This window comes from Phenylobacterium glaciei (assembly GCF_016772415.1).
Lineage (GTDB): Bacteria > Pseudomonadota > Alphaproteobacteria > Caulobacterales > Caulobacteraceae > Phenylobacterium > Phenylobacterium glaciei.
On sequence record NZ_JAGSGD010000001.1, the window covers coordinates 2,322,195 to 2,345,359 of the forward strand.

Annotated in this window: 24 protein-coding genes; 6 read left to right on the forward strand and 18 right to left on the reverse strand. The window is 60.8% G+C overall.

The genetic code is table 11. The features are described 5' to 3' along the window. The first annotated feature begins 236 nt into the window (after positions 1-236). A complete protein-coding gene (locus tag JKL49_RS11330; protein WP_215340615.1) occupies positions 237-974 on the forward strand; it encodes a tetratricopeptide repeat protein in 738 nt (245 codons plus the stop codon). 216 nt (positions 975-1,190) lie between these two features. Here JKL49_RS11330 and JKL49_RS11335 read toward each other — a convergent pair whose 3' ends face one another. Next, positions 1,191-1,979, reverse strand: coding sequence for an ADP-ribosylglycohydrolase family protein (locus JKL49_RS11335; RefSeq protein ID WP_215340626.1), 789 nt, complete (start codon positions 1,977-1,979; stop codon positions 1,191-1,193). A 575-nt stretch (positions 1,980-2,554) separates the two neighbouring features. Here JKL49_RS11335 and JKL49_RS11340 point away from each other — a divergent pair. The 3 genes from JKL49_RS11340 to JKL49_RS11350 all read left to right on the forward strand — a co-directional run bounded on the left by JKL49_RS11340 (position 2,555) and on the right by JKL49_RS11350 (position 4,557). Beyond that, positions 2,555-3,232 (forward strand): hypothetical protein, encoded by a 678-nt coding sequence (locus tag JKL49_RS11340; RefSeq protein ID WP_215340628.1) that lies wholly within the window; start codon positions 2,555-2,557, stop codon positions 3,230-3,232. Further along, the gene (locus JKL49_RS11345) at positions 3,225-3,836 is read left to right on the forward strand and encodes a hypothetical protein (RefSeq protein ID WP_215340630.1); all 612 of its coding nucleotides are present in this window, start codon (positions 3,225-3,227) and stop codon (positions 3,834-3,836) included. The genes JKL49_RS11340 and JKL49_RS11345 overlap by 8 nt, the downstream gene beginning before the upstream one ends. Positions 3,837-4,224: 388 nt before the next feature. Then, positions 4,225-4,557: a DUF6804 family protein gene (locus JKL49_RS11350; RefSeq protein WP_347340373.1), complete on the forward strand. Its 333-nt coding sequence runs from the start codon at positions 4,225-4,227 to the stop codon at positions 4,555-4,557. 101 nt (positions 4,558-4,658) lie between these two features. Here JKL49_RS11350 and JKL49_RS21400 read toward each other — a convergent pair whose 3' ends face one another. Next, entirely contained in the window at positions 4,659-5,483 is an 825-nt protein-coding gene (locus JKL49_RS21400; RefSeq protein WP_215340640.1) for a DnaJ domain-containing protein, read from the reverse strand. Between the two features lie 77 nt (positions 5,484-5,560). Here JKL49_RS21400 and JKL49_RS11360 point away from each other — a divergent pair, with 77 nt between their 5' ends. Then, positions 5,561-5,827 (forward strand): DUF4236 domain-containing protein, encoded by a 267-nt coding sequence (locus JKL49_RS11360; RefSeq protein ID WP_215340642.1) that lies wholly within the window; start codon positions 5,561-5,563, stop codon positions 5,825-5,827. Here JKL49_RS11360 and JKL49_RS11365 read toward each other — a convergent pair. The 9 genes from JKL49_RS11365 to JKL49_RS11405 all read right to left on the reverse strand — a co-directional run bounded on the left by JKL49_RS11365 (position 5,798) and on the right by JKL49_RS11405 (position 15,305). Then, positions 5,798-6,445, reverse strand: a complete 648-nt coding sequence (locus JKL49_RS11365) for a hypothetical protein (protein ID WP_215340643.1) — start codon at positions 6,443-6,445, stop codon at positions 5,798-5,800. The two genes, JKL49_RS11360 and JKL49_RS11365, sit on opposite strands and share 30 nt — an antisense overlap. A 49-nt stretch (positions 6,446-6,494) precedes the next feature. Then, positions 6,495-7,187, reverse strand: a complete 693-nt coding sequence (locus JKL49_RS11370) for a thermonuclease family protein (protein WP_215340651.1) — start codon at positions 7,185-7,187, stop codon at positions 6,495-6,497. Positions 7,188-7,205: 18 nt separating this feature from the next. Beyond that, positions 7,206-7,520: a hypothetical protein gene (locus JKL49_RS11375; RefSeq protein ID WP_215340653.1), complete on the reverse strand. Its 315-nt coding sequence runs from the start codon at positions 7,518-7,520 to the stop codon at positions 7,206-7,208. Position 7,521: 1 nt separating this feature from the next. After that, a complete protein-coding gene (locus JKL49_RS11380) occupies positions 7,522-8,304 on the reverse strand; it encodes a bZIP transcription factor (RefSeq protein WP_215340655.1) in 783 nt (260 codons plus the stop codon). Further along, positions 8,297-9,544, reverse strand: a complete 1,248-nt coding sequence (locus tag JKL49_RS11385) for a coiled-coil domain-containing protein (RefSeq protein WP_215340657.1) — start codon at positions 9,542-9,544, stop codon at positions 8,297-8,299. Before JKL49_RS11385 ends, JKL49_RS11380 begins: the two co-directional genes overlap by 8 nt. 24 nt (positions 9,545-9,568) lie before the next feature. Further along, positions 9,569-10,315 (reverse strand): hypothetical protein, encoded by a 747-nt coding sequence (locus JKL49_RS11390; protein WP_215340659.1) that lies wholly within the window; start codon positions 10,313-10,315, stop codon positions 9,569-9,571. Beyond that, the gene (locus JKL49_RS11395; RefSeq protein WP_215340661.1) at positions 10,312-12,117 is read right to left on the reverse strand and encodes a hypothetical protein; all 1,806 of its coding nucleotides are present in this window, start codon (positions 12,115-12,117) and stop codon (positions 10,312-10,314) included. Before JKL49_RS11395 ends, JKL49_RS11390 begins: the two co-directional genes overlap by 4 nt. A gap of 240 nt (positions 12,118-12,357) precedes the next feature. After that, positions 12,358-14,184, reverse strand: a complete 1,827-nt coding sequence (locus JKL49_RS21315) for a DUF2239 family protein (protein WP_347340374.1) — start codon at positions 14,182-14,184, stop codon at positions 12,358-12,360. Next, complete coding sequence (locus JKL49_RS11405; protein ID WP_215340665.1) at positions 14,151-15,305, reverse strand: recombinase family protein; 1,155 nt, start codon at positions 15,303-15,305, stop codon at positions 14,151-14,153. Before JKL49_RS11405 ends, JKL49_RS21315 begins: the two co-directional genes overlap by 34 nt. A gap of 167 nt (positions 15,306-15,472) precedes the next feature. Between JKL49_RS11405 and JKL49_RS11410 the strand changes: the two genes are divergently transcribed. Further along, positions 15,473-16,090: an SOS response-associated peptidase family protein gene (locus JKL49_RS11410; RefSeq protein WP_283816683.1), complete on the forward strand. Its 618-nt coding sequence runs from the start codon at positions 15,473-15,475 to the stop codon at positions 16,088-16,090. 300 nt (positions 16,091-16,390) lie between these two features. On the opposite strand, the gene JKL49_RS11415 is transcribed toward JKL49_RS11410, so the two are convergent. The 7 genes from JKL49_RS11415 to JKL49_RS11445 form a co-directional block, all read right to left on the reverse strand. Then, the gene (locus tag JKL49_RS11415) at positions 16,391-16,903 is read right to left on the reverse strand and encodes a hypothetical protein (protein ID WP_215340667.1); all 513 of its coding nucleotides are present in this window, start codon (positions 16,901-16,903) and stop codon (positions 16,391-16,393) included. Continuing rightward, positions 16,900-17,241 carry an STAS-like domain-containing protein gene (locus tag JKL49_RS11420; protein WP_215340668.1) on the reverse strand — a complete coding sequence of 114 codons (342 nt, stop codon included), beginning with the start codon at positions 17,239-17,241 and terminating at the stop codon, positions 16,900-16,902. The genes JKL49_RS11415 and JKL49_RS11420 overlap by 4 nt, the downstream gene beginning before the upstream one ends. Continuing rightward, positions 17,216-18,025 (reverse strand): ATP-binding protein, encoded by an 810-nt coding sequence (locus tag JKL49_RS11425; protein WP_347340419.1) that lies wholly within the window; start codon positions 18,023-18,025, stop codon positions 17,216-17,218. Before JKL49_RS11425 ends, JKL49_RS11420 begins: the two co-directional genes overlap by 26 nt. A gap of 637 nt (positions 18,026-18,662) precedes the next feature. Next, a complete protein-coding gene (locus JKL49_RS11430; RefSeq protein ID WP_215340670.1) occupies positions 18,663-19,985 on the reverse strand; it encodes a hypothetical protein in 1,323 nt (440 codons plus the stop codon). 220 nt (positions 19,986-20,205) lie between these two features. Next, positions 20,206-20,904, reverse strand: a complete 699-nt coding sequence (locus JKL49_RS11435; protein WP_215340672.1) for a hypothetical protein — start codon at positions 20,902-20,904, stop codon at positions 20,206-20,208. Between the two features lie 74 nt (positions 20,905-20,978). Continuing rightward, entirely contained in the window at positions 20,979-22,538 is a 1,560-nt protein-coding gene (locus JKL49_RS11440; RefSeq protein WP_215340674.1) for a BUD32 family EKC/KEOPS complex subunit, read from the reverse strand. Between the two features lie 134 nt (positions 22,539-22,672). Further along, positions 22,673-23,134 (reverse strand): hypothetical protein, encoded by a 462-nt coding sequence (locus tag JKL49_RS11445; protein ID WP_215340676.1) that lies wholly within the window; start codon positions 23,132-23,134, stop codon positions 22,673-22,675. Between the last annotated feature and the right edge of the window lie 31 nt (positions 23,135-23,165).

Consider the following 23,165-nt stretch of genomic DNA (forward strand, 5'->3'; position numbering starts at 1 on the left):
TAGCCGACGTTCGGAGGTAGGCGAATCGTGCAGCATAAGCAGCTGGAGCGAGAGGATGTCTGAAACGCCGAGCCTGGGCGCATTCGTCATTATCCCAGGCTATGACCAGCCAAGGGTGATCAGCCTGTGGGAGCGTCCGCGCCGGTATGCGTCGCCTAGACGGCAGACCCGGGGTGACACGCTACGGATCATGACTTAGGCTCGAGGCTGGGGAAGTATTCCGAGACGGAGTTACGGTGTTGCGAAAAATGTTCGGGGGCGGGGTGCCTCAATCGCGAGCGTATGAAGTCGGTCAGCAACTTTTCCAACAGGGGATGGAGGCAGCAATCGAGTATCGCACCGCCGATGCGATTGCACTCTACACAAAATCGTTTGAGACAAACCCCAATCCTGCGCCGCTAATCAACCGAGCCAAGATTTATCGCTGGCGCATATTGTTCGAGGAGGCAATTAGAGACCTCGAAACCGCTATGAGACTAGACAAGCAGCAAGGTGATCAATTTTCTGTTCCGCTAGGGAAGGAGTTGCGTGAGTGTAAACTGATCGCTGAAAACCGATTCAATGGGAAAAAGAGACTATTTATAGCGGACCTTAGAAGCAAAGGGTTCGACTACGTAGCGGGTCGAATTGCGGACTCAATATTCAAAGGTAACGGCCAGCTTCTCGGCTACCACCTCGTCAACGAGGTCGATAGCGTGAAGAAATTTGAAAATCCGTCTGACTTTCCTTCAGTGAAGACGCTCATCAACAATTGGATGACGGATCAGCGCGTAATAGACGAGGTTTTGGCTGATCCCAATATCGGAAGTGAATACCGAGAACTTCGCGACGTGTTCGAAGGTATGATATGCGTCTACGACTACGCAGACATGGCTAAGCTGCGCGATACGATCGTGCGGAAGATATGGTGTTTGTTGAACCCGCCAAGCCAAATGCAAACTCTCTGGGAAGTCAGCCTCCGGGACTTGCATTAGCTATTCATCTGCGGGACGGCCACGTCGCGGACGGCGGATCATCGCCGCCCAGTGCTCTAAATCCGCCGGTCGGCAAGCCCTGATCAAGCAATCGCTGCAATGTGCGCTTCCCACCCTTCTGCGACTCTGGCGAGGTCCGCTTCCGGGCATAAGCGCCGCCGCGCTCCGCCCGCCTTGGGCGCGCCAGCTTCAGGACCAAGTGTCAGATTCGATCCACTAGCCTTTGGAATTGGCCGGTCGGTAGGCGTTACGCATAGTTCGCTCGAAGGCGCTCAACACCTTTGCCAAGTCTGGCGTGAGATACGTGCGCGCCTTGGCGGCGATAGCTTCGGGTACGCCGTATATCGCCTCCGCCACGGCGCCGGCGATGCAGGCCAAGGTGTCGGTATCGCCGCCCAGACTCACGGCCCTGCGCACTGCTCCTTCCCAGTCATTCGCCTCAAATGCAGCAGCGAGGGCAGGAGGAACGGTGCCGGCGGCAGAGACGTCGAAGCCACCGTCCTCGAAGACGACTTCCGGCGAGAGGTCGTAGTTGAAGGCGGTGGTGATATGCGCCCTGACCTCCTCCACGGACTGGCCTTGCCGTAAACGCAGTATCGACACAGCGACCGCCTGCGCTGCCGTGATGGCTTCCTCATGATCATGACTAACCGAGGCCTGAGCTGCCGCTAAGTCCAAGGCCTCAGTCTCATCCGACGCGAACCACCCCACAGCCGCGACGCGCATCGGCGCTCCATTGCCCCAGCCACCATACGGACCGGCACGCGCGTCCTTAGCCCACTCTTCGAACAGGCTGCCATACCCGCGGCCGGGATGACGCCTGACGAAGCTCCGCAAGCTCTTGGCGAAATTCCTCCCGGTCATGAGGGCCTTCGCAATGGCGAGAACACACACCGTGTCGTCTGTGAAACTGCAGTCGGGATGGAAGAGTTTGAAGCGAGCGTGAGGGGAACGTTCGCCTTCAAATCGAGACCCGATGATGTCGCCAGCAATTGCCCCGATCATAATCCGATCTTCCGTATCTAAAGGCAGTGAGGACTGGGCGAGGCGTCGCACGGGGTACCAAGCCTTGGTCGCGAGCCAACGTTCGATGGGTGACAAAACCTAACACTTGCGCCTGCTCGCGCGCACGTCATGGGGCCAGGCTGAGCAAGGCATTTTTGAAAGGCGCATTCTCCTCAGGGCCCATGCGTCGTTTCCGTTTGTCCCGTGTAAGAGCGTAGCAGGCCAGGAGTGACCTCGGCGTGACTTCCTTACACCACAAGTGGGCCTCGGCATGCAGAGCCGGCCTGCGCGTGTCCTCTGGGGATCGGGGTTACTCCGATCTATTGCATGGCGGTGGGCTTACGGACAGCAGCGGTTCATGAAGCCGTCGATGTGCCTATTCCTGAAGGGCGCGCTCTAGGTTTCAGGAGCGGACGTAACCAGCGTCGGCTGGGGAGGTGTGCTCGTCTCTACGCAGGGAAAGGAGGAGCTCGTGCCCGTCCAAAACTTCAGCCAAGGCATAGTCTGATCTGGCATAGTGTTCTCGCCAATCATCGCGGCAGGAACAACGCGCGACGTTCGATAGAAAGGCCATCATGCTGCATGCGTTCATCACAAAGAGAGTGCGGCGAATTTTGGCGCGTGATCGCCTAGAACATACCAACGCCAAGAATGAGGACGCCATCACCTCAATGGTCTTCAGTCCTCTGGCTTTTATGGAGGCACCCCAAGCGATGGCCGCGCTGGATCAACTACTCGACGGTGCCGTGGGCCGACGGGCTGCCGGCCGGACCGTTGCTCAGCACGAGATTCACCTCTGGCCGGCTGGCTTGCAGGCGGTGAAATTGGTGGGGGATGGGGTCTCACGCTGTGAGCCCGACCTTGTCGCGCATTTCAAATTTACGACGGGGCCAGACCTCCTCGTCATCGGCGAGATGAAATGGGATTGGCCCATGGCGCCCGGTCAGTTGAAGCGAGAGATAGACCGCGAGATTGCAGCTGTTCGCAGTCGGTGGCCGGGCGAGCAGCTCCCGTTCGTTCTTTCCAAGTACCGGTACCCGGGCGGCATTCAAGGCGTGGAATGCCTTACTTGGGTGGACGTTGCTAACCGCCTTGAGGCCTGCGAGGAGACTAGCCCGGGGCGATGGGCGTGCCTGGTGCGGCAATTCCTCGAGTTGGCGGACGTCGCCGGGTTTGGAGGCTTCCCGCAAAGGTTGGGCCCAAGTCTTGGGAGCCACAACAGATTTGCCTTCTGGAGCGCGACCGATGGCTGAGTGTCCAATCTTCGCGGCCGCTGGCATCATGGAAAGCGTCTATCGGGAGGCGGAGCACCTCTGTGAGGCGATCATCACAGGTCTTGAACGCGAGGGCTTCAAGCCGAGCTTCGCTGAAGAGCAATCTCGGGCAGAGTATTCGTCTAGTGGCTATGCCTATAACTACGAGCTAAGCGCGGTCTATCGCAACCAACGGAACCCCGCGCACCTTCTTCTCGGCTTTGATTTCTACCGCAGTGGACCGCTTTCCGAGTGGGCTCCAGGTTCAACTGCCGTTCTTGTCGTAGGCTATGCCCCGCGCGCCGCCGACCCATGGCTCATCGATGAGCTCGTCTTCGATACGAGGGGGCAACTACGTGGGCCGACCTACTCTAACGATCTCAAGGAAGTTTCGGGCAGCGGTTGCCGACTTCTGGGGTTTGACGAGGAAGAAGGGAAGTTGCCCATGGCGAAGCGGTCATGGCTGTTTGCCGTGCCTCTATCGCGTCTATCAGGGCCGCCAGCAGTACTTCGCAGCGTGGTCGCACCGTTCACTGCCCTTCTGCGCCGGGAAGGTACGGACTTTGCGCCCTTGCGCTCCTCCGACGCAGTGGAGTGGCCGTAGTGGGAACGAGCTCAGAGCGCGACCACTTCATTTCGCGCTGCCAAAGTCGCTCGCGCAAAACCATCGATGGCAGGGCGGGATAAACGGCCGCTTTCGGCTAATGAAGGGCGGGCAGTAGCGGTCGATCATTCGCCGCAAGCATCTGAGCGGCCTGCTCCTCGTCCGGCGAGGTCGTCTCACTAGAGGAGTTGTAGGCCGTGACAAGCGGCGCGGACCGCACCTCAACGGAAACTAAGTCGTCGGACACTCCCATGCAGGGGTGAGCCTGAAATAAGAAGCGACGGACGACCCCTTGCACTCAGTCTCCGTTTGCGGTGGGCAGGCGATGACCCGCGCAACACACGGCGGGCCTCGCAACGATACGTCTCGCCGTGCCAATCTGGGCGGCATGACAGACCCGCAGCCCCCTAGCCTCTCAGAGGTACCCGCGCCCCTCTGGGCAGTTCCGCTTGTGTTACTGTTGGTGGCGGCAGGTCCCTGGCCGTACGGCTTCTATATGCTGATGCGGCTGGTCGTCTGCGGCGCGGCCGCCTACTTGGCCTACTCGATCCTCCAAAGGGGCGCAGCTAGGTGGCTAGGGTGGGCCTTCGTGGCGCTGGCGATCCTCTACAACCCTGTCTTCAAGGTCCACTTCGAGCGGGAGACCTGGGTGCTGATCAACCTTGCGTCGGCCTTCCCATTCGGCATCGCGGGCTGGATGGGACGGCCGCGCCGGGACTGAAAAAATGCCGAACGTTTACGAGGCGACATGATCGGGAATGAACGTGCGGCTTAGATCCGCAAACTCGACCGTGAGGTTTGAGGCTCGATCACCCCACACAATCAATAAATCGGCTCCTGAACCGGAACCTGGTTGAGCGAGACCATTCGGTTGGAATACAGCGTCATAAGGGCGTCAGCGTCCGCTGGGCTGGCATCCCGCTCTCGCAGCCATGCGCGTTGTGCCGCCCTAATCTCGGCCCGAGTGTCGGGACGCTCCATCGCCTTTGCAAATGCCTCGGCCATATGTCTGTCGGCTTGGGCGAGATCGGAATTACTGCAGATAAGCCTCAACACCTCAGTGTCCGCGCGACCGCAATCAAATGACGGCCGCTCACCTTGGAGCGGCACCTGGGTTGACGGTTCCTCTGCCTTAGTATCCTGGGCGACGGGCTCATTCGAAGGGAGCTGACCGGGAGGCGAGGACACCTCGGGAGTTGGCGCCGGATCGGTCCGCGCCACCTCAGTCGCCGCCGGCCTTTGTGGAGGCTCCGCGCTACCAAAGTTTCCAAGGGAGCCAATGGCCCCGAGAATTACGATTGCTGCCAGCCCCATAAAGCCATTGGAGAGGGCATTGCCGGGGTTCCGGACCTCAGTCTGCGAAACACTAGTCGAACGGTCCTCAGCGGTCTCCGGGGGAGTGTTTGCCGTGGATCCTTCGCTGCGACGGGCCCGGTACTCTAGATCGCTATCGTATCGCGCCCTGGAAACCGGGTCCTTGAGCGTTCCGTAGGCTTCAGTGATCTCCTTCACTCTTGCGTCAAGGTCAGCGCCGCCTTGACCCGCTACGTCAGGGTGGTAGCGCTTCATGAGCGCGCGAAACGCTCCGTCAATAACAATGTCTTCGGCTCGCGCGGAAACACCAAGGACCTCATAGTAATTGGGCATCGTTGGTACTCCCTCCCGCCCTGTGTATCGACGCGTCAGTTTCGTTGGTCCAGGTACTCGTCAGAAAGAGAGCCAGCGTGCGTCTGAACTTCTTCAAGCGGCTTCGCCTCATCCCACACGTCTGGCTCAATCTGAGCCGCGGGGGACCTTCCGTGACGGCCGGCAAACGAGGCCTCAAGGCGACCATGGGCAAGCGTGGCACGACGCTTACGGCGGGCCTTCCTGGGACGGGCCTGTCGATAAGCCAAAGGATCGGCAAGCAAGGGGCAAAGCCCAAGTCATTGCAGACCGGGCAGAAGCTGCTGGAGAAGGTTCTACGCAGCAAGGGAAGCTCTCGTCCTTGAACCGGCGACCCAAGCTACAAGCGCCGCTGCAAGGGTAGCCAGAAGGCTGGCGACCATGCGGTCGGCGCCACCTCCAGGGTGCCCGAACAACAGGTCTGACGCTCCCCGAACACCACCTGACGAGGTCGAGACCCAGAAGAACACCACGATGAAGGCGATCAGCCCGCTCCGCGCGCCTACCAAACCAGAGCGTGCGGCGAGCCAGGACTCCATGCGTACAGCAAGAGCAGAGCGAAGCCCCTCCGCGTCAGCGCTGACTTGCGCACGCGATTCCGCAAGGTGCCCGAGTTGGAGGTTCAACTCTCTCGCCTCCACGCGACGGCCGTCGAACCACCCGTCATTGCGGCGTCCATAGCCCGCACGCACACCCTGAGCTTGCAGGTCCAGCATCTCGGCATCGAGAGCGGCGACCCGCGCGTCGAACTCTTGCAGTGCGCCGATTTCAGCAGGGGAAAGCACAGCTGCTGCAGAAGCCGCACCTTTAAATTTCCGACCGCGGAGCTCGTTGAAGATCAGCCAGCCCGACACCGCGAACGGACCAAGGAACGTAAGAGCGGCAATAAGCATAAGGATAGCAGCACCCAAAGGACTGCCCTTGGAGCCATTCTTTCCAGCCATCTATCCTCCCCCGAGCCCCTGCACGTCCTTCAGGGCTTCCAGAAAACTATCAGCAGAGCTTCTCACAGGGCCGGCCGTCGCTATCCCCGTCCAGGGAAACGATCCCGCACTGACGCAGGTAAAAGCGCGCCTCCAAGCAGGAGCTCATTTCCTTGCAGTAGCGCTTTGACCCGCAAACAAGTGCGCCAGACCTGAAGTCTCCAAACCGGAAAGATGGACGATTTTCTCGGCCGCCGCTCTTCGGGTGCCTCCAGTCCCAGGGCGCAATCGTTTCTCCTGCGGGAAGCGACCAAAGCCCCCGCCTCGCGCGGCGAGCCTCGTCCTCCAGTTTTATAAATGACAAATCTGTGAGGTAGGCGCGGTACGCCCAGGCTGAACCACTGCGCACCATCTCAGCGTTGATGTCCCGGTCGCCCGAGTAGATTCGGCCGAGCGTGCGGCCATATCGATCTCTCCCGGCTTCCACGACCCGCACCCGCTTCGAATAGATCAGGGACGAGAGAAAGCGCTTCGACCGGGCGCCCCAGGGCTGTCCCTTTTCCGGCGCGTCGATTTCAACGAGCCGCACCTTTAGTGAGGCTTTGTCGTCCGTCAGCAGGGTGATTGTGTCTCCGTCGGTAACGCCCACAACTCGACCGACAACCTCTTCAGGCCGGTTGCGCCTATGCGATCCGGCGGACGCTCCCTGGAACATCAGGAAAAGGGCAAGTGCTCCCAGCAGGGTTGCCTTCGTCCACTTCATGACGGGGTCCGGCATTTCCTAGCGTCGCCCACCGGCGGATCCACCGGTCCGGAACCAGCCGCGCCTAATCCCTTTCTGCAGGATTTCCATGTGCTCCAAGAGGCGCGCAGGGTTGAGGCCATAGAGGCTACGCATTGATGTCCGCAGCTCGGAAAGCCGCCTGGCGACTTCGCCGCCCACGCGCGGTCCCAGGTCCGCAATTAGTTTTTCGTGATCGACCTGCTCATCGAAGACGCCGCCATTGGCCCGATAGACTGCGAGTTCGAACTCCCTCGAGATCCTGGCCGTTTCGAACCTGATATCTTCGATTATCTCCAAGCTCTGACGGCTCATGCTAATTCCGCCGAACGTAGAAATACTGTTCGATCGCCCCGACTTGCTGCTTGTAGAGCGCCAGATTGCCGTGGTGCTCCTTGACCGAAGCGCGGAAGGCGCAGGGAGGTGCCTGGCTCCGCCCCCAACCGGATACCTGGGCAGCCAGCCGGCCAAACTGAGCTCGACTGAGGGCCTGGCCCGAGCCAAGCTGGACCGCTCCGGGCACCGTCCTCACCATCGGCTCGGCGCCAGAACTCCATGCTGAGTGCGCACGATAGGTGCCGTCGCCGAAGACGTCGATCGTCACCAGGAACCCTGCGCTTACCGCGCAGTTGGGCAATCCGACACCGCCCTTGCCCCCCTTCAAGGCGGCCAATTCAGCCCGCAGCCGGGCATTGTCGCTCCGCGCCTCGTCGAGAAGGGCTTGTAGGTTCGCAGCTTCGCCGGCCGCCGCTGCAACGGATGCCCGGGGGATAGTGACGTAGCCGTTCGGTGGCAGGGTCCCGTCATGTTCGGCCACGAGCAGTCGAATGGAATCTTCCAGTTGGGAGATTTGGCGCTTTAGCGCTGCGATCTGGGTCGTGAGGGTGCGGTTGACGCGTTCGAGCGCTTGAACCTGTTGTTCTAGTTTATCCGCCTTTTCCTTCCAGGGATTGGTGCGGTCCCCCTCCTCCCTCATCACGAAGGCGAAGGCCATGGCCATGAACACCAAGAGCGCCAACACTTCGACGAGCATGGTGTTGTGGAGGCGTTCCTTGCGGATCCGGGAGGCCGAGTCCGCCGCATAGGCTGCGTTAGACACGGATGCGCTCCAACTCAGCCCGGAAGGCGCTCAGCGTGTTTTCAAGGGCAGCAACAGTAGCCTGCAAATCGCCATCCAGCGCTTCAGCCTTGGTCAAGGCTTGGGACTTGAGGCGCTCCACGGCGACTTCGGTCGAACGTACCGCTTCGGCGGACGCTGTGGCGGTCGCCGAAGCTGCCGCTTCCGCGCTGGCGCGTACAGATTGCGTCGCCTCTTCGATGCCTGTTCCGACAGACGACATCTGTTGGGTGATAGCGCCTAGTCGCTCGTCTATCGCTCGAACGCCGTCAGCAAGACCAGAGACGTCCTGCAGGGCGTTCAGGCCTTTCGATAGAGATTCCGAAGCCTGGGTGATTGCGCGACCAGCTTCGCTGCTCTGGGCCAGGAGGCCATCCTTCAGAGCATCAATTGCGCGAGCCGCGGCTTCGATCTTGCTTGAGAAGTGCTCTTGCTGCGCCACGATTTCTGTAGCGGCGACGGCGGTTGCTGCTCCGGCGGAGCCCCCCTCCCGTTCTAGGATATCGATGTCTGACCGCACAGCTTGGTCAAAGCGCTGCATGGTGCGTTGAAGCGTCTCAGCCGAGGCCTCCAGGTTTGTCCCGAGCTTGAGATAGCTTTCTCCAAGCTTGGCGCTGAGTGCTTCGAACTCGCCAAGAACCTTCCTGGATTTCGCCGAAACCATCCTGGCCAGAGCGTCAACCTCACCCTCAACGAGGTCAGAACTCTCGGTGACCGACTGCCCCACCTGAACGAAGAACGTTCTGGCGACCAACCCAACGAGCGACGCGCCTAGCGCCAGACTGAAGAAGCGCAACACGTCGTTGCTTCCCATTGTCCGATTGAAGAGCGCTACCGGGAGGAACCCTACGACCAAGGCAAGTTGGGTAAAGATGAAGCCAAGATAGTAGCAGTTGTCTGCAAATCGTTCGCGCAAACTCGCGCGCCGATGCAATCTCCGGCTCGCGCCCCAAATCGGATAAATGAGCGTCGCGCCGATCGGGCCAAACACGCCTGCGAACTTCGCAATGGGGCTATCTATGGCGCCCAGTAGGCACAGCGCGGTGCCAAATGCCAGGCACGCGACGAACATGGTCGTGACTGGCGGGGCGCCGCTTGTCTCAGGCGCTGTGACCTGTGTCGGCAAATCGACCTCGGGCGCGTTCTCAACACTCACTGGAGCCTTGGCGGCGCGCTTAATTGTGCGCCGGCGGGCTGGGGCAGCAACCACCTCTTCAGACACGCGACGAAGCCTCCAGAACTAAAATCACTTGGGAGATAAAAAACTGACGAGGTCGGACTGCTCGTAGCCACTATCGGGGACCTTGGTCACCACGGCCCCGAACTGCTCGAGCGACTGACGCCACGATTCAATTCGGGCCGTCATCTGCCCGCCCACCTCGCGGTCCGGGCTCACCGGACGATAGAGGAGAAGCACCTTGGTGCCTGCCAGGGCGCCCACCGGAAGGGGCTCTGGCGCGTTGGTTTCCTCAAGGAAGTCACTCGCGATGATCATGTATCGGAGGGCCTTTTTGCCTCGAGGCTTTTCAGCCACGGATGCAATCGCCGCTGATATTTCCGTCCTGTCTTCGGGTGGCCTCGCGATGATCACCCGGGGGCAGTCGATGCTAAGATACTTCTCAAGCTTCTTCCGACTTCGAATACGGAAAGGGTCCTTGTTTCCGCCTCCTACAAGCGTGGGCATGTAGGTCGCTCGACAGATCGGCTCTCGATTGAGACTGGCGGAGCCAATCACCCGATATTGAATAAGTAGGGGAGGCTCGGCGGAGTCTGCATAGAGAGAAATGCCGCGCCCGATGGTTCTCAGGAGGTTCTGATTTTTGCGTTCAACCTCGGCATTCTCTTTGTCGTGCCAGGTCTCGGAGAGATCTACGAGCACGAATATTTCAGTCTTTGGTTGTTCGCCGCCGAGCGGCTCAGCCCCTTTGCAGGCCGTCAGAGCCAGTGCCAGGGCCACGCCGGCCGTGCATCGGGATACGGTGAGGAACTTCACTGCGCGGCTTCCGCAATGACGGGCGTTGTCGCCATGGGAGCCTTCCGCGCGCGACTAACCACGTCAACTAGTGCCCTGGCTGGCGCTGAGAGGATGGCCAAGATGGCTTTCACCAGCCAGGCGATCGCGACAGCTAGCCAGAGCAGAAGATAGCGAGCGACCGAAAACGCGGCTGTCGCCAAAGCGAGCACGAATGCGGCGGCCACAGTAAGTGACAAGGTCGCGCCCCGAACAGCCCGCTCCAAGGCATAACCGGCAATAGCCAGCAGCCCTCCGCAGGCGACCAGTAGCGCTCCGAGAAGCACGCCCCAGCCGCCAAGCACAACTGACGCAGCCCACAAGATGCCGCTGGCGCAGCCGACGACGATAATGGCGGAGACGGCATACTCAATTACGCCCCCCCGGATGGGATGCGCCCGTCCGATCGACCCCTCGACAAGCTGCAAACGTCCGAACGCAAGTAGCCCGGTCGAGTAGAAGCCTAAAGCAACAACAATGCTCATAGAGACCCCCGCGCCAGGCGGTAGGCGCGTGCCGATCGCTGCCGTAGCGAGAAATGAGAGCGCAGCTGAGAAGCCTGCGAGGCTGGCAACAGTGAAGACGAAAAGCCCAATGTTCTGAGCAATCGCTCTGCGCTTATCTCCAATGGCTCCGGCCACTAATGGGCGCCATTCGTCGACCCGAGCATCGCGGATCGTCTCGACCAGTTTTTCGTGCTCCAGAACAATCTGCTCGATAGAGCCGCCGATCCTTCCATCGTGCCCGCCGAGGGAACTCAGATAGCTCTTCAAGGCATGTTCAGCCTCACGGGCCTTCTGGCTGATCTTCTCCCAAATGCCAGGCAGGTCACGAACGAAGTCGCTAGCCTGCTTCAATTCTCGCCTTAGTCGCGTCGCGCCGCGATGTTCGGCATGCTCATCCAAGGTTTGGTGGAACATGAACCCGGTAATCGAGGTGGCGGTCACCAGCACTAGGCCGAAGGGCGCCATCCAGAGCTTTAGGACTGGGTAAGCCTCCAGCAGGGGCAACTCGAGTTCGAATTCCGAACTCACCATCCCAAGCACCACGGCTTCGAACAGCGCGGCTATCACAACCATAGAAATCAGAAGCCAGCGAACAGGAGCCGATTTAGGGCGGTTGGTGAATAGCGCCAGGAGAAAACCAAGCGCCATTTCAGCCACGACAACCATGAAGGATAGCAACAGGGAAACGGGCAATCCGATAACCCGAACGCTCGTCATTCCCTTGAAAAATAAATTCAGCAAAGTCCCGTTGGCGATAGCGAATACTATGGCAAAGAGACTTATAAAAACTAGGGTTAGATTGGTTCGAGTCCGGGCTCCATAAGTATCTTCGAGGCCTTCCTCCAGCTCCACAGCAATGGCGTCAACGAGTTTGGTGCGCTCTTCGAGTTCATTGACCTTGGTGACAACAGTATCAGATCCCGAGACTCCACTGAGCCCCCTAATGTCGCCAACGGCCCGGTCGACCGCAAGATGAGTCAATCGAAGGGCGTTTCCCATACGCCGGTGGCTGTCGAGGACGACCACCGCGACGTCATGATCATCCCCGCTTGTTGAAATCGCTGTCCCGGCTCGCAGGAAGAAGCCGGAGATCGCCGCCCCGACGGGACCAAGACGTGCGGCAATAGCTGCTGTTCTGCGAGGAAACTCAAGGGCTCCAAGTCCTCTGAGCGTGCTCTCGATCAGGTAGGCCGGCCCAGACAGGACCAGCCAAAGCCCGGTCCACAGCAGGATCACGAGAATCGCGTGAAGGAGCCCATTCGTATCTGTGATTCCCATGAGCAGCCCCCCAGCCGCAAACGCCGCTCATCATGCGCGTCAATCAAAACTTGAAGGCCCGGATACCCACGTTCGCCGTTAGCGAGATGAATGGAACCCATGAAGCCAACGGTTGAGCCTACATGTTTGTCAGGGACAAGCTAGGGTATCGACCCTTGATTGTGTCAATCAAATCGCTTCCTCGGGCGACCGATGGGTCGCCCACCACTGACGATCAGAGATTCGACGAACCGGACCCTGTCAGCCGGGATGCCCGATCGCATCGACCAACCCGCCCACATACTCGCGCAGATCGCGCGGCCAACCCTCGCAGAGCTTGTGGAACTGCTTCTGATCTCCCGCGAAGAACGCCCTTGTCGCTTCCTCGAAGTCCGGGAGGTTTCCCGCGAGGGTCGACATGACCCGATAGGCCGCTTCCTGGGCCCGTCTGGCGGCGTCGGCTTCGGCGCTCTCCCGGCGCGCGGCCTCGACCAAGCGCCTCAGGGCGGCTGACGCGCCTCCAGGCTGTCCGGCCAGCCAGTCCCAGTGCCGCGGCAGCAGCGTGACCTCGCGGGCCGTTACGCCTAGCTTGGGTCGCCCACGACCGGGCTTGGCGGCCTCGTCGTCGGGCGGCGTGTCGCCTGGAGTTGCCGGCGCAAATCGCGCCCTCACCTCCTCCGGCGTTCCCCGGAGATCCAGGTCCACAGGTCTGCCGGTCGCGTCCTCGAAGACGACGATCCGCTCGACGCCCGCGTCGACAGCGGTCTTCACGGCCAAGGCGACCGTTGGCAGATCGCCGGAAGAAATGAGCTTTTCGGCGGCAAACGCAGTGAACACGGAAACTCGATCCTGAAGGGGTGAGACCCCGGTGTTTTCGGCGTTCGCACGGCGCGGGTCAATATACCCGGATATAAACTCAGGGTCTGTAATGTGGGGACACCCCTGGTTGGCTGACCGGGTGGGAACATAGCCAATCCGCCGATAGGCCACTCGCAGGCCACCAAACCGGCGGCCGTAGGTTCTCGTGCTTGCAACACCCGGAGCACTGTTGATGATCTGGTGCGACAGGACGCCCATCCGCACCCGCAGCGCTGAAAGCTGGTCCAGGAGTTCTGCGTCGGATGCATGGACCGACTGGGCGGCGGCGACTTTTCGCGCAGCCATGAACAGATCCCGTGAGACGATAGCCTGGAAGGCCCCATCAGCCCGAATGTGGTCGGCAGGCGGGCGAATGACCCTGCGTCCGCCCAGCCAGCGAACCTCCCGGCCGTAAACGATGGAACCGATGTACTTCTCGTTGGAGAGGACCTGGGCGACAGTCCAGGCGCGCCAGGCCCGGCCGGCTTCGCCCGCAATCCCCTCGGCATTCAGGAGGTCAGCAATCTGCTGTTTGCCGCATCCCTCGTAAGTGAACAGCCGATAGATTCGCCGTACCGTCTCGACCTCATGGGCTGGCCCAAGGGTCAGCACCACACGGTCGGTCGAGAGGTACTTCTGATCCCCAGCGTCTAGCCAGATCTTCGTCTTGCCATTCTCGTCCACGAGTTGTCGGCGGAGGCCGTACCCGGCAGCCCCACCCTGCCGAAACCCCAACGCCGAAAGGCGCGCCGCACCCGCGAAGCACTTGCGCGACAGCTCGCGGCTGTACTCCGCCGCCATCAATCGCTTCATCGCCTTGAGGACCGAGCCCGTCGGGGTCGCAGAATTTCGGAACGCCTCGGCGCAGTACTGGATGTCCACGCCGGCCGTGCGGCAGATGTACTCATAGTGCGCCGCCTCGTCGGGATCCTGGAACCGTCCCCAGCGGCTGATGTCCTGGACCAGGATGAGCTTGAAATCCGCCTGCCCGGTCAGCACATCGGCCAGCAGCTGCTGGAGCGACTCCCTGCCCTCAAGTCTGACCCCACTCTTTCCGGCGTCGGCATAGGTCGCGACGACCTCGATGCGGTGCTCGGCTGCATAGGCGGCGATCTGGGCCTTCTGGTTCTCTAGCGAGTACTGCTGGGCGTCCCGCGACATTCGCAGGTACTGTGCCGCCCTGATCGCTGGCCCTGTCACGTCCCTATCGTCGTGGACCGTCCTGGCCATCGACCCGGCCCCATGCCGGGCTTGCGGGCGCAGGAGTAGCCGATCAGCGCGTAGGCCTTCTTCAGGCCGCCGAACCGTTTCCGATAGACCGCCGCGCAGGGCAGGCCCGGATTGGCGTCGATCAGGGCGCCCGTCAGACGCAAATTCGGCGAGGCGGCGCCCGCGAGGCGCTCTAGGGCTTCCTCGTCACTCAATCGCCTGTACCGGTCCAGCAGTCGCTGCGCGTCCGCAAAGAGGCGACTGGCCACCAGAGGTTCGAAGTGGGCCTCCGCCTGGACCCAGGTTTCAGGCGACGTACGTCCAACCCTTTGGCCCAGCGGGCCTGAACGCCGGCCGAAGGTGAGGACGCCCATATAGGTGTCGTTACGCAGCACGCGTCGGACGCAGTCCCCACTCCATGCACGACCAGCCACGGCTGTCATCCCCTCCCCATTTAGCAGCGCTGCGATGCCGCCAGGACGTAGGCCGGTCAGTACATAGAGCCGAAAGATCCTCGTCACGGTCTCGACCTCGGCCTTGGGTCCAGGCGCCAGCACCACCCGGTACCGACTGGACACCTTGCGCTCCCCGGCCTCCAGGACGCCATGCACCCGACCGGACTGATCCACGACGTGACGGCGTAGGCCATAGACCGCCGATCCGCTCGCGAGGTAGCCCTTCCTTGCCACGTTGCGCTTGGCGATCCGCAGCTTCACCGACATGTCCCGGCTAAGCTCGGCGGCCATGGCCCGCTTGAGTTCCTTGATCAGCACAGCTTCCATGCTGCCGTCATTGTCGAAGGGGTCGACGCAATACTCGACCGCCATCCCGGCCCTGCGACATAGGAACTCGTAGTGAGCCCCCTGGTCGACGTCCTGGAAACGGCCCCAGCGGCTGACGTCGAAAACTAGGATTGCCCGGAAGTCGGGCGCAGGTCCTAGGGCGTCGGAGAGCAACGCTTTCAGCCCGGGCCGCCCGGTCAGAGTAAGGCCACTTCTGCCAGCATCGACATAGGAGCAAACAACCTCGAAGCCACGCTCGACGGCATAGCTGGCGATCGCCGAGCGCTGGTTCTCGATTGAGTACACCTGGTCCTCCGTCGACATCCGGAGATACTGAGCGGCTCGGATTGGTTCGGCCATGACGCTGGCCTCCTGGCAGTCGGCAGGGTTGCCTAAGCCGCCACGCCGCGCCTTACTCACCCAACGTGCAATGAGTATCAGCTCCTGTTCGCCGCAGCGACTATGACTGGCAGTTCTCGGAACTGAACGTTTCGATCAACTGGGTCGACGCCGAGCCTAACAGGCCGCTGGATCGGCCCTTCAAACCTACCAACCGTGCGACCATGATACGCGCCTTCGATCCGGCCGATCCTATGGCCGGGTTCGAGGGCCTGGAGGCCCGTTGGTGGATGGTGCCCTTCTTCCACAAGGGGCCGGTCTCGGCCTGGAAGGCGATGTGCACCAACGCGCGACTTGAGACCGTCGAAACCACTGCGGCGTTTCGCGAGCCCTATAAGAGGCGCCTAGCCCTAATCCCCTTTTCCAGCTTCATTGAGTACGACGACCCGCCCGGCTGGAAGAAGGGCGAAAAGAAGCGGCGCTGGGAAATCGCCTGGCCGCAGCAACACGAGCGCTACCATGTCCGGTTCTTTGCGGGTCTCTGGGACACTGCCCATCCCGCCGACCACGACGAGCCCTTGACCAGCTTCACCTTCGTGACGGGTGAACCGGGCCCGGTGTTCTCGATGCCCCGGCCTGATACGGGCAAGCCGCTGCACACCCGGCAAGCTCGCGTCCTCCCCCTCGCCCAGGGCATGGACTGGTTGCGCCTGGACGGTGGCGTCAAGGCGTTGCTCGCCGATCCGGAGCCGGCCGGCGGCTTCGTCCTGACCGAGCGGCCGCGCGAGCTCAATGCGGGCGACTAGGTACGATCTCCGCCGCGAACGAACCTCCCGATGGCCGGCTGCTCGAACCGACGCTGGCCGTCCGTGAGCAGTTGCAGCGCCTGGGCGCGTGCCTCGAGCTCTTGACCCTTCGCCGCGTGCATCTCGCCCCGGATCCTGTCAGCCGCGTCCCCGACTACCCTGGGTGTCGGCGGCGGCCGGATCATGCGGCCTGGTAACAATTAGGCCAACCGAATGACAGCGCGAGACGAAGTGCAGGAGGCGGTTGAGAAAGTCGGGACGAGTCCCGCGGCCGCTTAGATCTCGCTAACTCAATTTTCGTCAGCCGCTTGGCCGCCGGCCATGAACGCGGATGCTCAGGCGCTTGTCGCAGGATCGGTTGAAATACCTCCGCACTTCCGCGATGGAGTCCTTCGCGCGTTCGCACGAGGCCCTGAGAACAGGGGTGGGCGGTTGGGGTTGACCATGAAGGGCATCCTCTAACACGCCAAGTTCCCGGTCGATCGCGGTCAACTTGCCCCTGAATGGCCGGAAACTCTCACCTGCAAACATCTCAAGGATGCCTTCGCCTGCCCGGCGCCGGTGCTTGTAAACCGCGCGACAGCGTTCGCAATCCGCCTCCAAGCTGGCGGGTCTGCCGACTATTCCGTCAAGTGCATCAGCAGCTTGGTCCAAGTCTGCGACGACGGCCACATAGGCCTTTTGATCGGGGCGGAGCCGATTGAATAACTGTTTGACTAAGAAGATCGCAACGCCCGCGACCCCTGAACCCCCGAGAAATTTGAGACCGTGCTCCTTCGCAAATCGAGCAATCCCCCCCAGGTCATTGCTCAATTCGGGGCCGCCTCGCTGACATATACTTCAACGTCGTCAATATAGCTTGGGTCCCGCTCGGACTTGATCGAAATGACATTCCAAAAGTCAGCTGCCGAGAGCACCCCGTGCCTCACGAGCCCAGCAAATGCCTCATCCAGAAATGACGAACTGAGACCTGTCACACCGTCGATGTCGACCAACACATGGGAACCGTCACGAATATACCGCTCCAGCCTTGCGCGAAAGACTTCGCCTGACGCTGGACCGTGCGCCGCGTAACGACCAAACGGCTCGGCGGAAAAGTCCTTCGCTATGTCGATCGTAACTGTTCTAGCCATCTGAGCCGCCAGCGTCATCGAGTGCTTCCGAAATCTTTAAGCGCCAAACCACCAACGTTCCGTGAAGAGGATTGTTCATGGCAAGCCCGTGGTCCACCTCCTCGGTGCCACGAGCGTACACATAGTGTCCCCTACCACTCGTAATCCAGAGCATACCGTCGCCTACCCGATCAATTAATCGCCGCATCTCGGGTAAACCCCGCCCACGACCAGCCAGGCCCGTCCGGGACATCGGACGTTCAACGGCGACTTTGATCAATCGATAGTCCGCTTTGCGTTCATCCGCCTGCAGCGCAGCATAGGCTTCGACCACGGCTTGAGCCGTGCTGAGCGGCACGGTGGCGGGAATGCCCGCGCCGGCATCATACACGACGAAGCTGCATTCATCGCCGTCCGCCATCCCGAATATCCACCATCGATGGGATGCCGACGGTCGGTCAGACGGAAAAGCGAAGGCGTGGTCGACGACGTTAAGGAGGGCCTCAGTTACCGCCCCCTTGAGCCGCCCTCGCACCTTGTCGTTCATAACCTCTGGAGGAAAGAGAGAGACCAGAAATTCATCAAGAAATGCGGTGTTTCGCGCTTCTTCCGCTAGGCCCGATCGCACACGGAGATACGGCCCCGTAACGGCTGAGACCTCCGTGAAGTTGGTCCGCGAAGTCGCATCAATGAACCCGACTTCGTGGAGAAGAGTCTTCAAATGGGGCGATTTTGGGAGAATACCTCGAGGAATAGAGCCCCGCCTGAACTCTTTGGCGCGCTGCATTTCCGCGACCAATGCAACCGCAGCTCCGACGGACACTTCGTTCAAGGCGGATAAATCGATTGCGCAGCGTCGGCCCCGAACTACCGCCTCCTCATGAATCCTATTCAAGAACTCCACCGTCTCGTCGCCGCCGTTCCTGAAAGACAAGATCCTCGGCGCGCGCAGGTTGATTATCCGAAGCGGCGCGGCCCGGGGCCCTCGCGCGACCTTCGCACTGCGCACCTGCTCTCGTCTGCGGCGCTTAGCTGCGATCCGGGCCTGCCTGGCCAGCCGCAGAGTACGACTCTTGCTCATACAGCCTAGTAGCACTCGTCGGCGTGGCAGCCCGGAGTTTCATCACCTTTAGGAGCAGAAGGGGCCGCGATACGCACATTCATTGAACGCAGTGAGCCCCCGCCCCCCGAAACGGGCGACGCGCTAAGATATCTCCCGGGCTAGCCGGCGCGGCGTTACGGCTCGATCGGTACCTTGCGCCGTCCGGATCGACACGGGGCAGCTCGCCACTGAGCGTTGGCGTCCAACATAAAGAGCCTGCGCGGTGGCCTGCGCGCTTTGCTTCGGACCGGTCGGCCGGCGTGGGACTCATCATGTCACGCGCAAAGCCCGCCATCTGGGACGAGAACTCCGCTCCGGCTTCCTCAATCTGGTCGTTTTGTCGCCCGCCATTGGCAACCTACGAGAGTCGATCCTCGTAAGGTTCAACCTTTGCCCCCCCCGCGAGAGCCGCCTGCATCATGAAGCGAGACGACGACGCGGCGAGCAACCATTCATCGCGTATGATTTCCCGGATCAGATTCATCCGTTCGGTGCGGGTAGTTTCGGTCAGTGTCTCGTCATCGAAGTCGTCTTTGATGTCCGCTGTAATGAGGATGTCCAAACCCGGCGGAAACCGCATGTCGGGGGCCGCAGGAATCGCCCTTTCGCGAACCATCTTGTCAGTAAAAGCGAGCCGTTCCAGCGCTGCGACGACCGACTCCGGCGCCCCACTGTTGAAGGCCGCCTCGACGACGGTGCCTACGGCCGCCTCAGGCAACACATTCTTGAGAACCTCCCGGAAGATGTAGAGGCGAAGGAGGCGAACGGACGTATCGGCAGCTTCCCGGACCTCGCGTGGCAGCGCGTCCCATGCGGCTGCCCGGTCCCCCAGTGCGATTGCGGTAAAGGCTGCGTCGGGCTGCGCCATAACGCCTGACATAAAACCGGCTAGCTGATCCTTATCACGCTCCAGATCAGCCGTCAGACGGGGGCTCCGGCCCCTTACAAGGCCAAGTTCTAGGAGCGGCCGACGCGCGTTGTCGTAGTCGCCTAGACAGTTCCAAAGATGGTCTTGGTCGTCATCGGTCAACAGCGCCTCTGCGGTGGGGTCGCGCATCCGCAGAAGCCAGCCGAGGACCAGTACGACGTTTGAGGCGCGCCAAGTGTTGTGAAGGCTGCCTGGAATATCGGATTTCCATCGGGATGGGACCCGATCCTTAACAAGGGTCCGAATGATGTCCGGCACCAGCGATGCGGCAAGGTCCGGCGCCGCCGCTAACAGGTCGGCTAGTTGCCATGCGCGCCCTGGACTGACCGCCAGAGCAAGCGCGTCTTCGTAAGGCAATTCGCGGAACGCTCCGAAAAGAGTGTGACACCCCTGCTGCTCGCCCATCTCCCGCTGACGCGTCCAAGCCGCCCGAGCCAACTCTAGAAACTGCGGACTTTTGACCTGTTCGAGTGCGTTGGTCAGAACGTCAATAAGGGTATCCGCCGCTAGCCGACCGTCTTCCGGGATGCTTCGATCATAGTAGCGGCGATCAATCAGGCACTCGATGAAAGCTAGGATGTCGCGGGCGTCTGTCCATTCTAGCTCCCCATCCATGTAGCGCTGAAGGAGGGCCAGCACATTGGGATAACTGAGTGCCTTCAATTCCTCCCGGAGCGCATCGCCGGTGGGCGCAACCGGCGCAGGCCTATGCGCCGGCTTTGCTGGCGCTTTTCCAAAGAGCTTCCCGAACATAGTTCTCCCTCGGTCGCCAACATGGGAAAGAGCTTAAGTGTCAATTTCTCGAATCGACTACCTGAACAATCCTTTGGACAACGCCAAGCAGCCACGTCGCGGGTGTGGCGAGCCAGAATCTAGCGAAATCCGTCCACCGGACATTGGCGAAACTCAGTAGCGGTGTCCAACGGTCGGGATTTGCTCGCACATCTCACCGGCGCCGGGGCGGTCGCAGTCATTACTTCGGAGGGAGTGCTACCCCCGTCCGAAGGTACTCGGCGTTGGCATCGTCTTGGGACAATACCACTGTCACAGCCTTCCCGGTCGATTTACCCAAGTAAGGTACTGCGGCGTTGAGCATGTATGGGATGATGAGACGCAGGTCGCCGCTTGAACCCGAACTAGTGATCTTGATTTGCCAAAATCTTTTGACCTCTTTGCTCTTGGCATAGCGGTTCAGGTCAAACCCGCTAAGCATGACGTACCGGTCATAAACGGTGGTGCTCACGGGGACACTGTCCGCACCGACGACCCCGTAGCTGGGTGTGTTCGTTGTCACTGCGCTGATCGCCCCAGTAGGGCTCAGATAGCCAGTGGTGGTCGAACTAGCGACCCCAGTCTGCCCCCAGATCGGCAAGCTCACCACGGACGTCTCAGTCCTGGGCGAACCGATGCCGTAGTCAACAAACACCCCGACATCTGGCCGCTCGGCGCTTGTCGCGACTTGCAAGCCCGCCTTGACCAGGGCGCGCTGCACCTCTTCAGACGCCTCAGCGAACTGGAGATCGTTGGCTTGCTCCGCATCGAACGGAACCACAGCGTGCTGCAGAGTTGGAGAGAACTCTGCAGCGACGAAGCCACTTACCGAGACATCAATTGTTGGAGGCTGGATTGCACAGCCAGCGAGCAGACAAATCGCACCCAAAGCGGCAACCAATCTAACCATCTCGAAAACCCCAGCCAGCGATTGGGTACCCGAACTCGCTTTGTCGGACCTTATCGGGCCCACCTTTAGCCCGCGCACTTCGCCAGGGCGAACAGAACTATCCCGATGATGACGACCCAGCCAAGCCAGTTGTTTGAGCCGCCGCCAGTGTTCACAGACGTGGGCCGGGCCGGGACTTTGGTTGACGTCCTTGAGGTTGTTGCTTGTTGTCCCGTCCCAGATGCAGCAGTTCCTGCGGGCTTCAGAGTGGCGAGCAGCGCCGCGTTGGAACTGACAGGCTGAGATGCAGTACTAGCAGTCCCTCCAGCTGAGCTTGATGCCTGCCGCCGGCCACTACTTTTGGCGCCTTTCCCGAGCGATTGAATGGCGGCTGCGTTGGAGGTCTTCGTTCCGTTGGCGGCCCCAGCGCTTTTGCCGGCTTGACCCAGTCGGAACCTCGCCTCCAAGGGAGAGAGCTGGACGAGTTGATTGTCCGAGGTCAAGGACACGCCGACGCTGAAGTAAGGCTTGCCATAGGTGGCTCCTTCGTAGGGCGGCTCTACGAGCCCGGTGACGCTGAGCCAACGCCCAACCCAGGCTTGATCTGGTCTGGCGCTCATCGCGCTCAGCCCGTCAGACCAGATTGTGATCTTGACGCTCTTCTGGTTCCAGATCCCGAAATTGATGAAGACATAGGGAAGGCCGCGACCCCGGCCTCTCCGGCCGACGCCATGCTTTACCGATAGAACTTCGCCGACGATCTCGATCCGATCGCCCACGCTTTGTAGCACGCCTTCGTAGTCACTACCGGCCAGAACAGGGTACGCCCCTATATAGCGCTTCACCTTTGGTGCCGACGCCGGCCTGGTCGCGGTGGCGATACGCGGCGTTGGGACATTTCGGCCGGCTAGGTAGTCAGCTAGCGTTGGCACCAAATCGATAGGCGCCGAACAAATCGCCGCGAAGCGATCAGCACGATCCTTTAGTGCTGGTATCGCTCGCAGCGCCTTGAAGACTTCTGATGCATCGGGATCGCCAAAGTCATTGGCCTTGAAGATGATTGCCTCACCGCCCTCGCGAAACCGGCGATGGAGGTTCGGATCGGCCGCAAGGCCCTCAAGACTGAGATCAAGAACGATGAACGCAAACCGGTCCATCTGAGGACCGAAGTCCTTCACTGTCCTGCCAGGGTGTTGGAAATGCTTGTGCCCGACCTCGGTGCCAGACCCTGCCACCATCTCGGGTACGAACATCCCATCGTAGTCAACGAGCTTGAACTCACTTGGCCCAACAACAATGTTGCCGTTCTGCAGGTCGCCGTGTGCGATCCCCTGGGATCGGAGCGAGCCTTCTAAGTTGGTGAAGCGGCTGCGCAGTTCAGACATACGCGCGCGATCTGATGCATGGCGTTCAAGGTGAACATCCAAGGTCTCACCCTCGACCCAATCCATCTTCACGATGGGGTACCGAGCGCCGTTCACCAGGATTCCCGAAGGCTGGTAGTCGAATGTCGCAAAGTAGTCGGACGAGAGGCTGCTTAGGGCCTTCGAGATGAGCGCGTACCGCTGCGTGATCCCAGGTATTTCGCGGTGGAAGCATCGGACAGCAAACGACCCGCCACCAGAGTTGAGCCGATAGGTGATCACAAAGCCCCCGGACATGGGGGCCGGGAGGCCTAGGGGCGAAGTCGCGACGCTCGCCCCTTTGAGGACAGGGTCTGTGAACGCTTTGGACGGCTCCTGAAGGACGTCCTGATAATCCGTCATGCTGGGGTACGACATTAGACGGGCACCACGATCAGGGTCGTGTCATCACGCCGAAGTTCGCCGGCGGCGCGATGTGCCTCAACCCATCCCGCAAACTGCGCGTCGCCCCCGAATTCGATCAATTGCCCAGCGCTCTCGGGGTTGCGCAGAAGCCAATGACCTAGTGCGTCGGTCATAAGCAGCAGGGTGTCCGCCCCTAGGTCGGCGAGATCCAGTTGTAGGGTTGGAAGACGCGTAGCCTCTTCGAAAAGGAACCGGTTTTCGAAACCTACGGTCGCCAGAAGCTGCGGCGAGTTATCGAACTGCTCCGCTGTGGTGTAAGGCCAGCTTCTGATCACCTCGCCATCCCGAGTAGCGGCAATGATCGAGTCCCCAATGCCGCTCACCTCAACGATTGGCGAGGTTGGTTGAAACCTGAGACCAAGGAGACTGGCAAAACTACCTCGCTCGAAGGCGCCAGCACGCATCCAATCCATGCTCTCAGGATCATACTGCGCCTGGTATCTG

Bases quoted from the DNA above. Each gene is read 5' to 3' on its own strand.
- JKL49_RS11335 (WP_215340626.1), bottom strand. From the start codon at position 1,979: ATGATCGGGGCAATTGCTGGCGACATCATCGGGTCTCGATTTGAAGGC.
- JKL49_RS11340 (WP_215340628.1), top strand. From the start codon at position 2,555: ATGCTGCATGCGTTCATCACAAAGAGAGTGCGGCGAATTTTGGCGCGT.
- JKL49_RS11345 (WP_215340630.1), top strand. From the start codon at position 3,225: ATGGCTGAGTGTCCAATCTTCGCGGCCGCTGGCATCATGGAAAGCGTC.
- JKL49_RS11350 (WP_347340373.1), top strand. From the start codon at position 4,225: ATGACAGACCCGCAGCCCCCTAGCCTCTCAGAGGTACCCGCGCCCCTC.
- JKL49_RS21400 (WP_215340640.1), bottom strand. From the start codon at position 5,483: ATGCCCAATTACTATGAGGTCCTTGGTGTTTCCGCGCGAGCCGAAGAC.
- JKL49_RS11365 (WP_215340643.1), bottom strand. From the start codon at position 6,445: ATGGCTGGAAAGAATGGCTCCAAGGGCAGTCCTTTGGGTGCTGCTATC.
- JKL49_RS11370 (WP_215340651.1), bottom strand. From the start codon at position 7,187: ATGAAGTGGACGAAGGCAACCCTGCTGGGAGCACTTGCCCTTTTCCTG.
- JKL49_RS11375 (WP_215340653.1), bottom strand. From the start codon at position 7,520: ATGAGCCGTCAGAGCTTGGAGATAATCGAAGATATCAGGTTCGAAACG.
- JKL49_RS11395 (WP_215340661.1), bottom strand. From the start codon at position 12,117: ATGGGAATCACAGATACGAATGGGCTCCTTCACGCGATTCTCGTGATC.
- JKL49_RS21315 (WP_347340374.1), bottom strand. From the start codon at position 14,184: ATGGCCAGGACGGTCCACGACGATAGGGACGTGACAGGGCCAGCGATC.
- JKL49_RS11405 (WP_215340665.1), bottom strand. From the start codon at position 15,305: ATGGCCGAACCAATCCGAGCCGCTCAGTATCTCCGGATGTCGACGGAG.
- JKL49_RS11420 (WP_215340668.1), bottom strand. From the start codon at position 17,241: ATGACGCTGGCGGCTCAGATGGCTAGAACAGTTACGATCGACATAGCG.
- JKL49_RS11430 (WP_215340670.1), bottom strand. From the start codon at position 19,985: ATGTTCGGGAAGCTCTTTGGAAAAGCGCCAGCAAAGCCGGCGCATAGG.
- JKL49_RS11445 (WP_215340676.1), bottom strand. From the start codon at position 23,134: ATGGATTGGATGCGTGCTGGCGCCTTCGAGCGAGGTAGTTTTGCCAGT.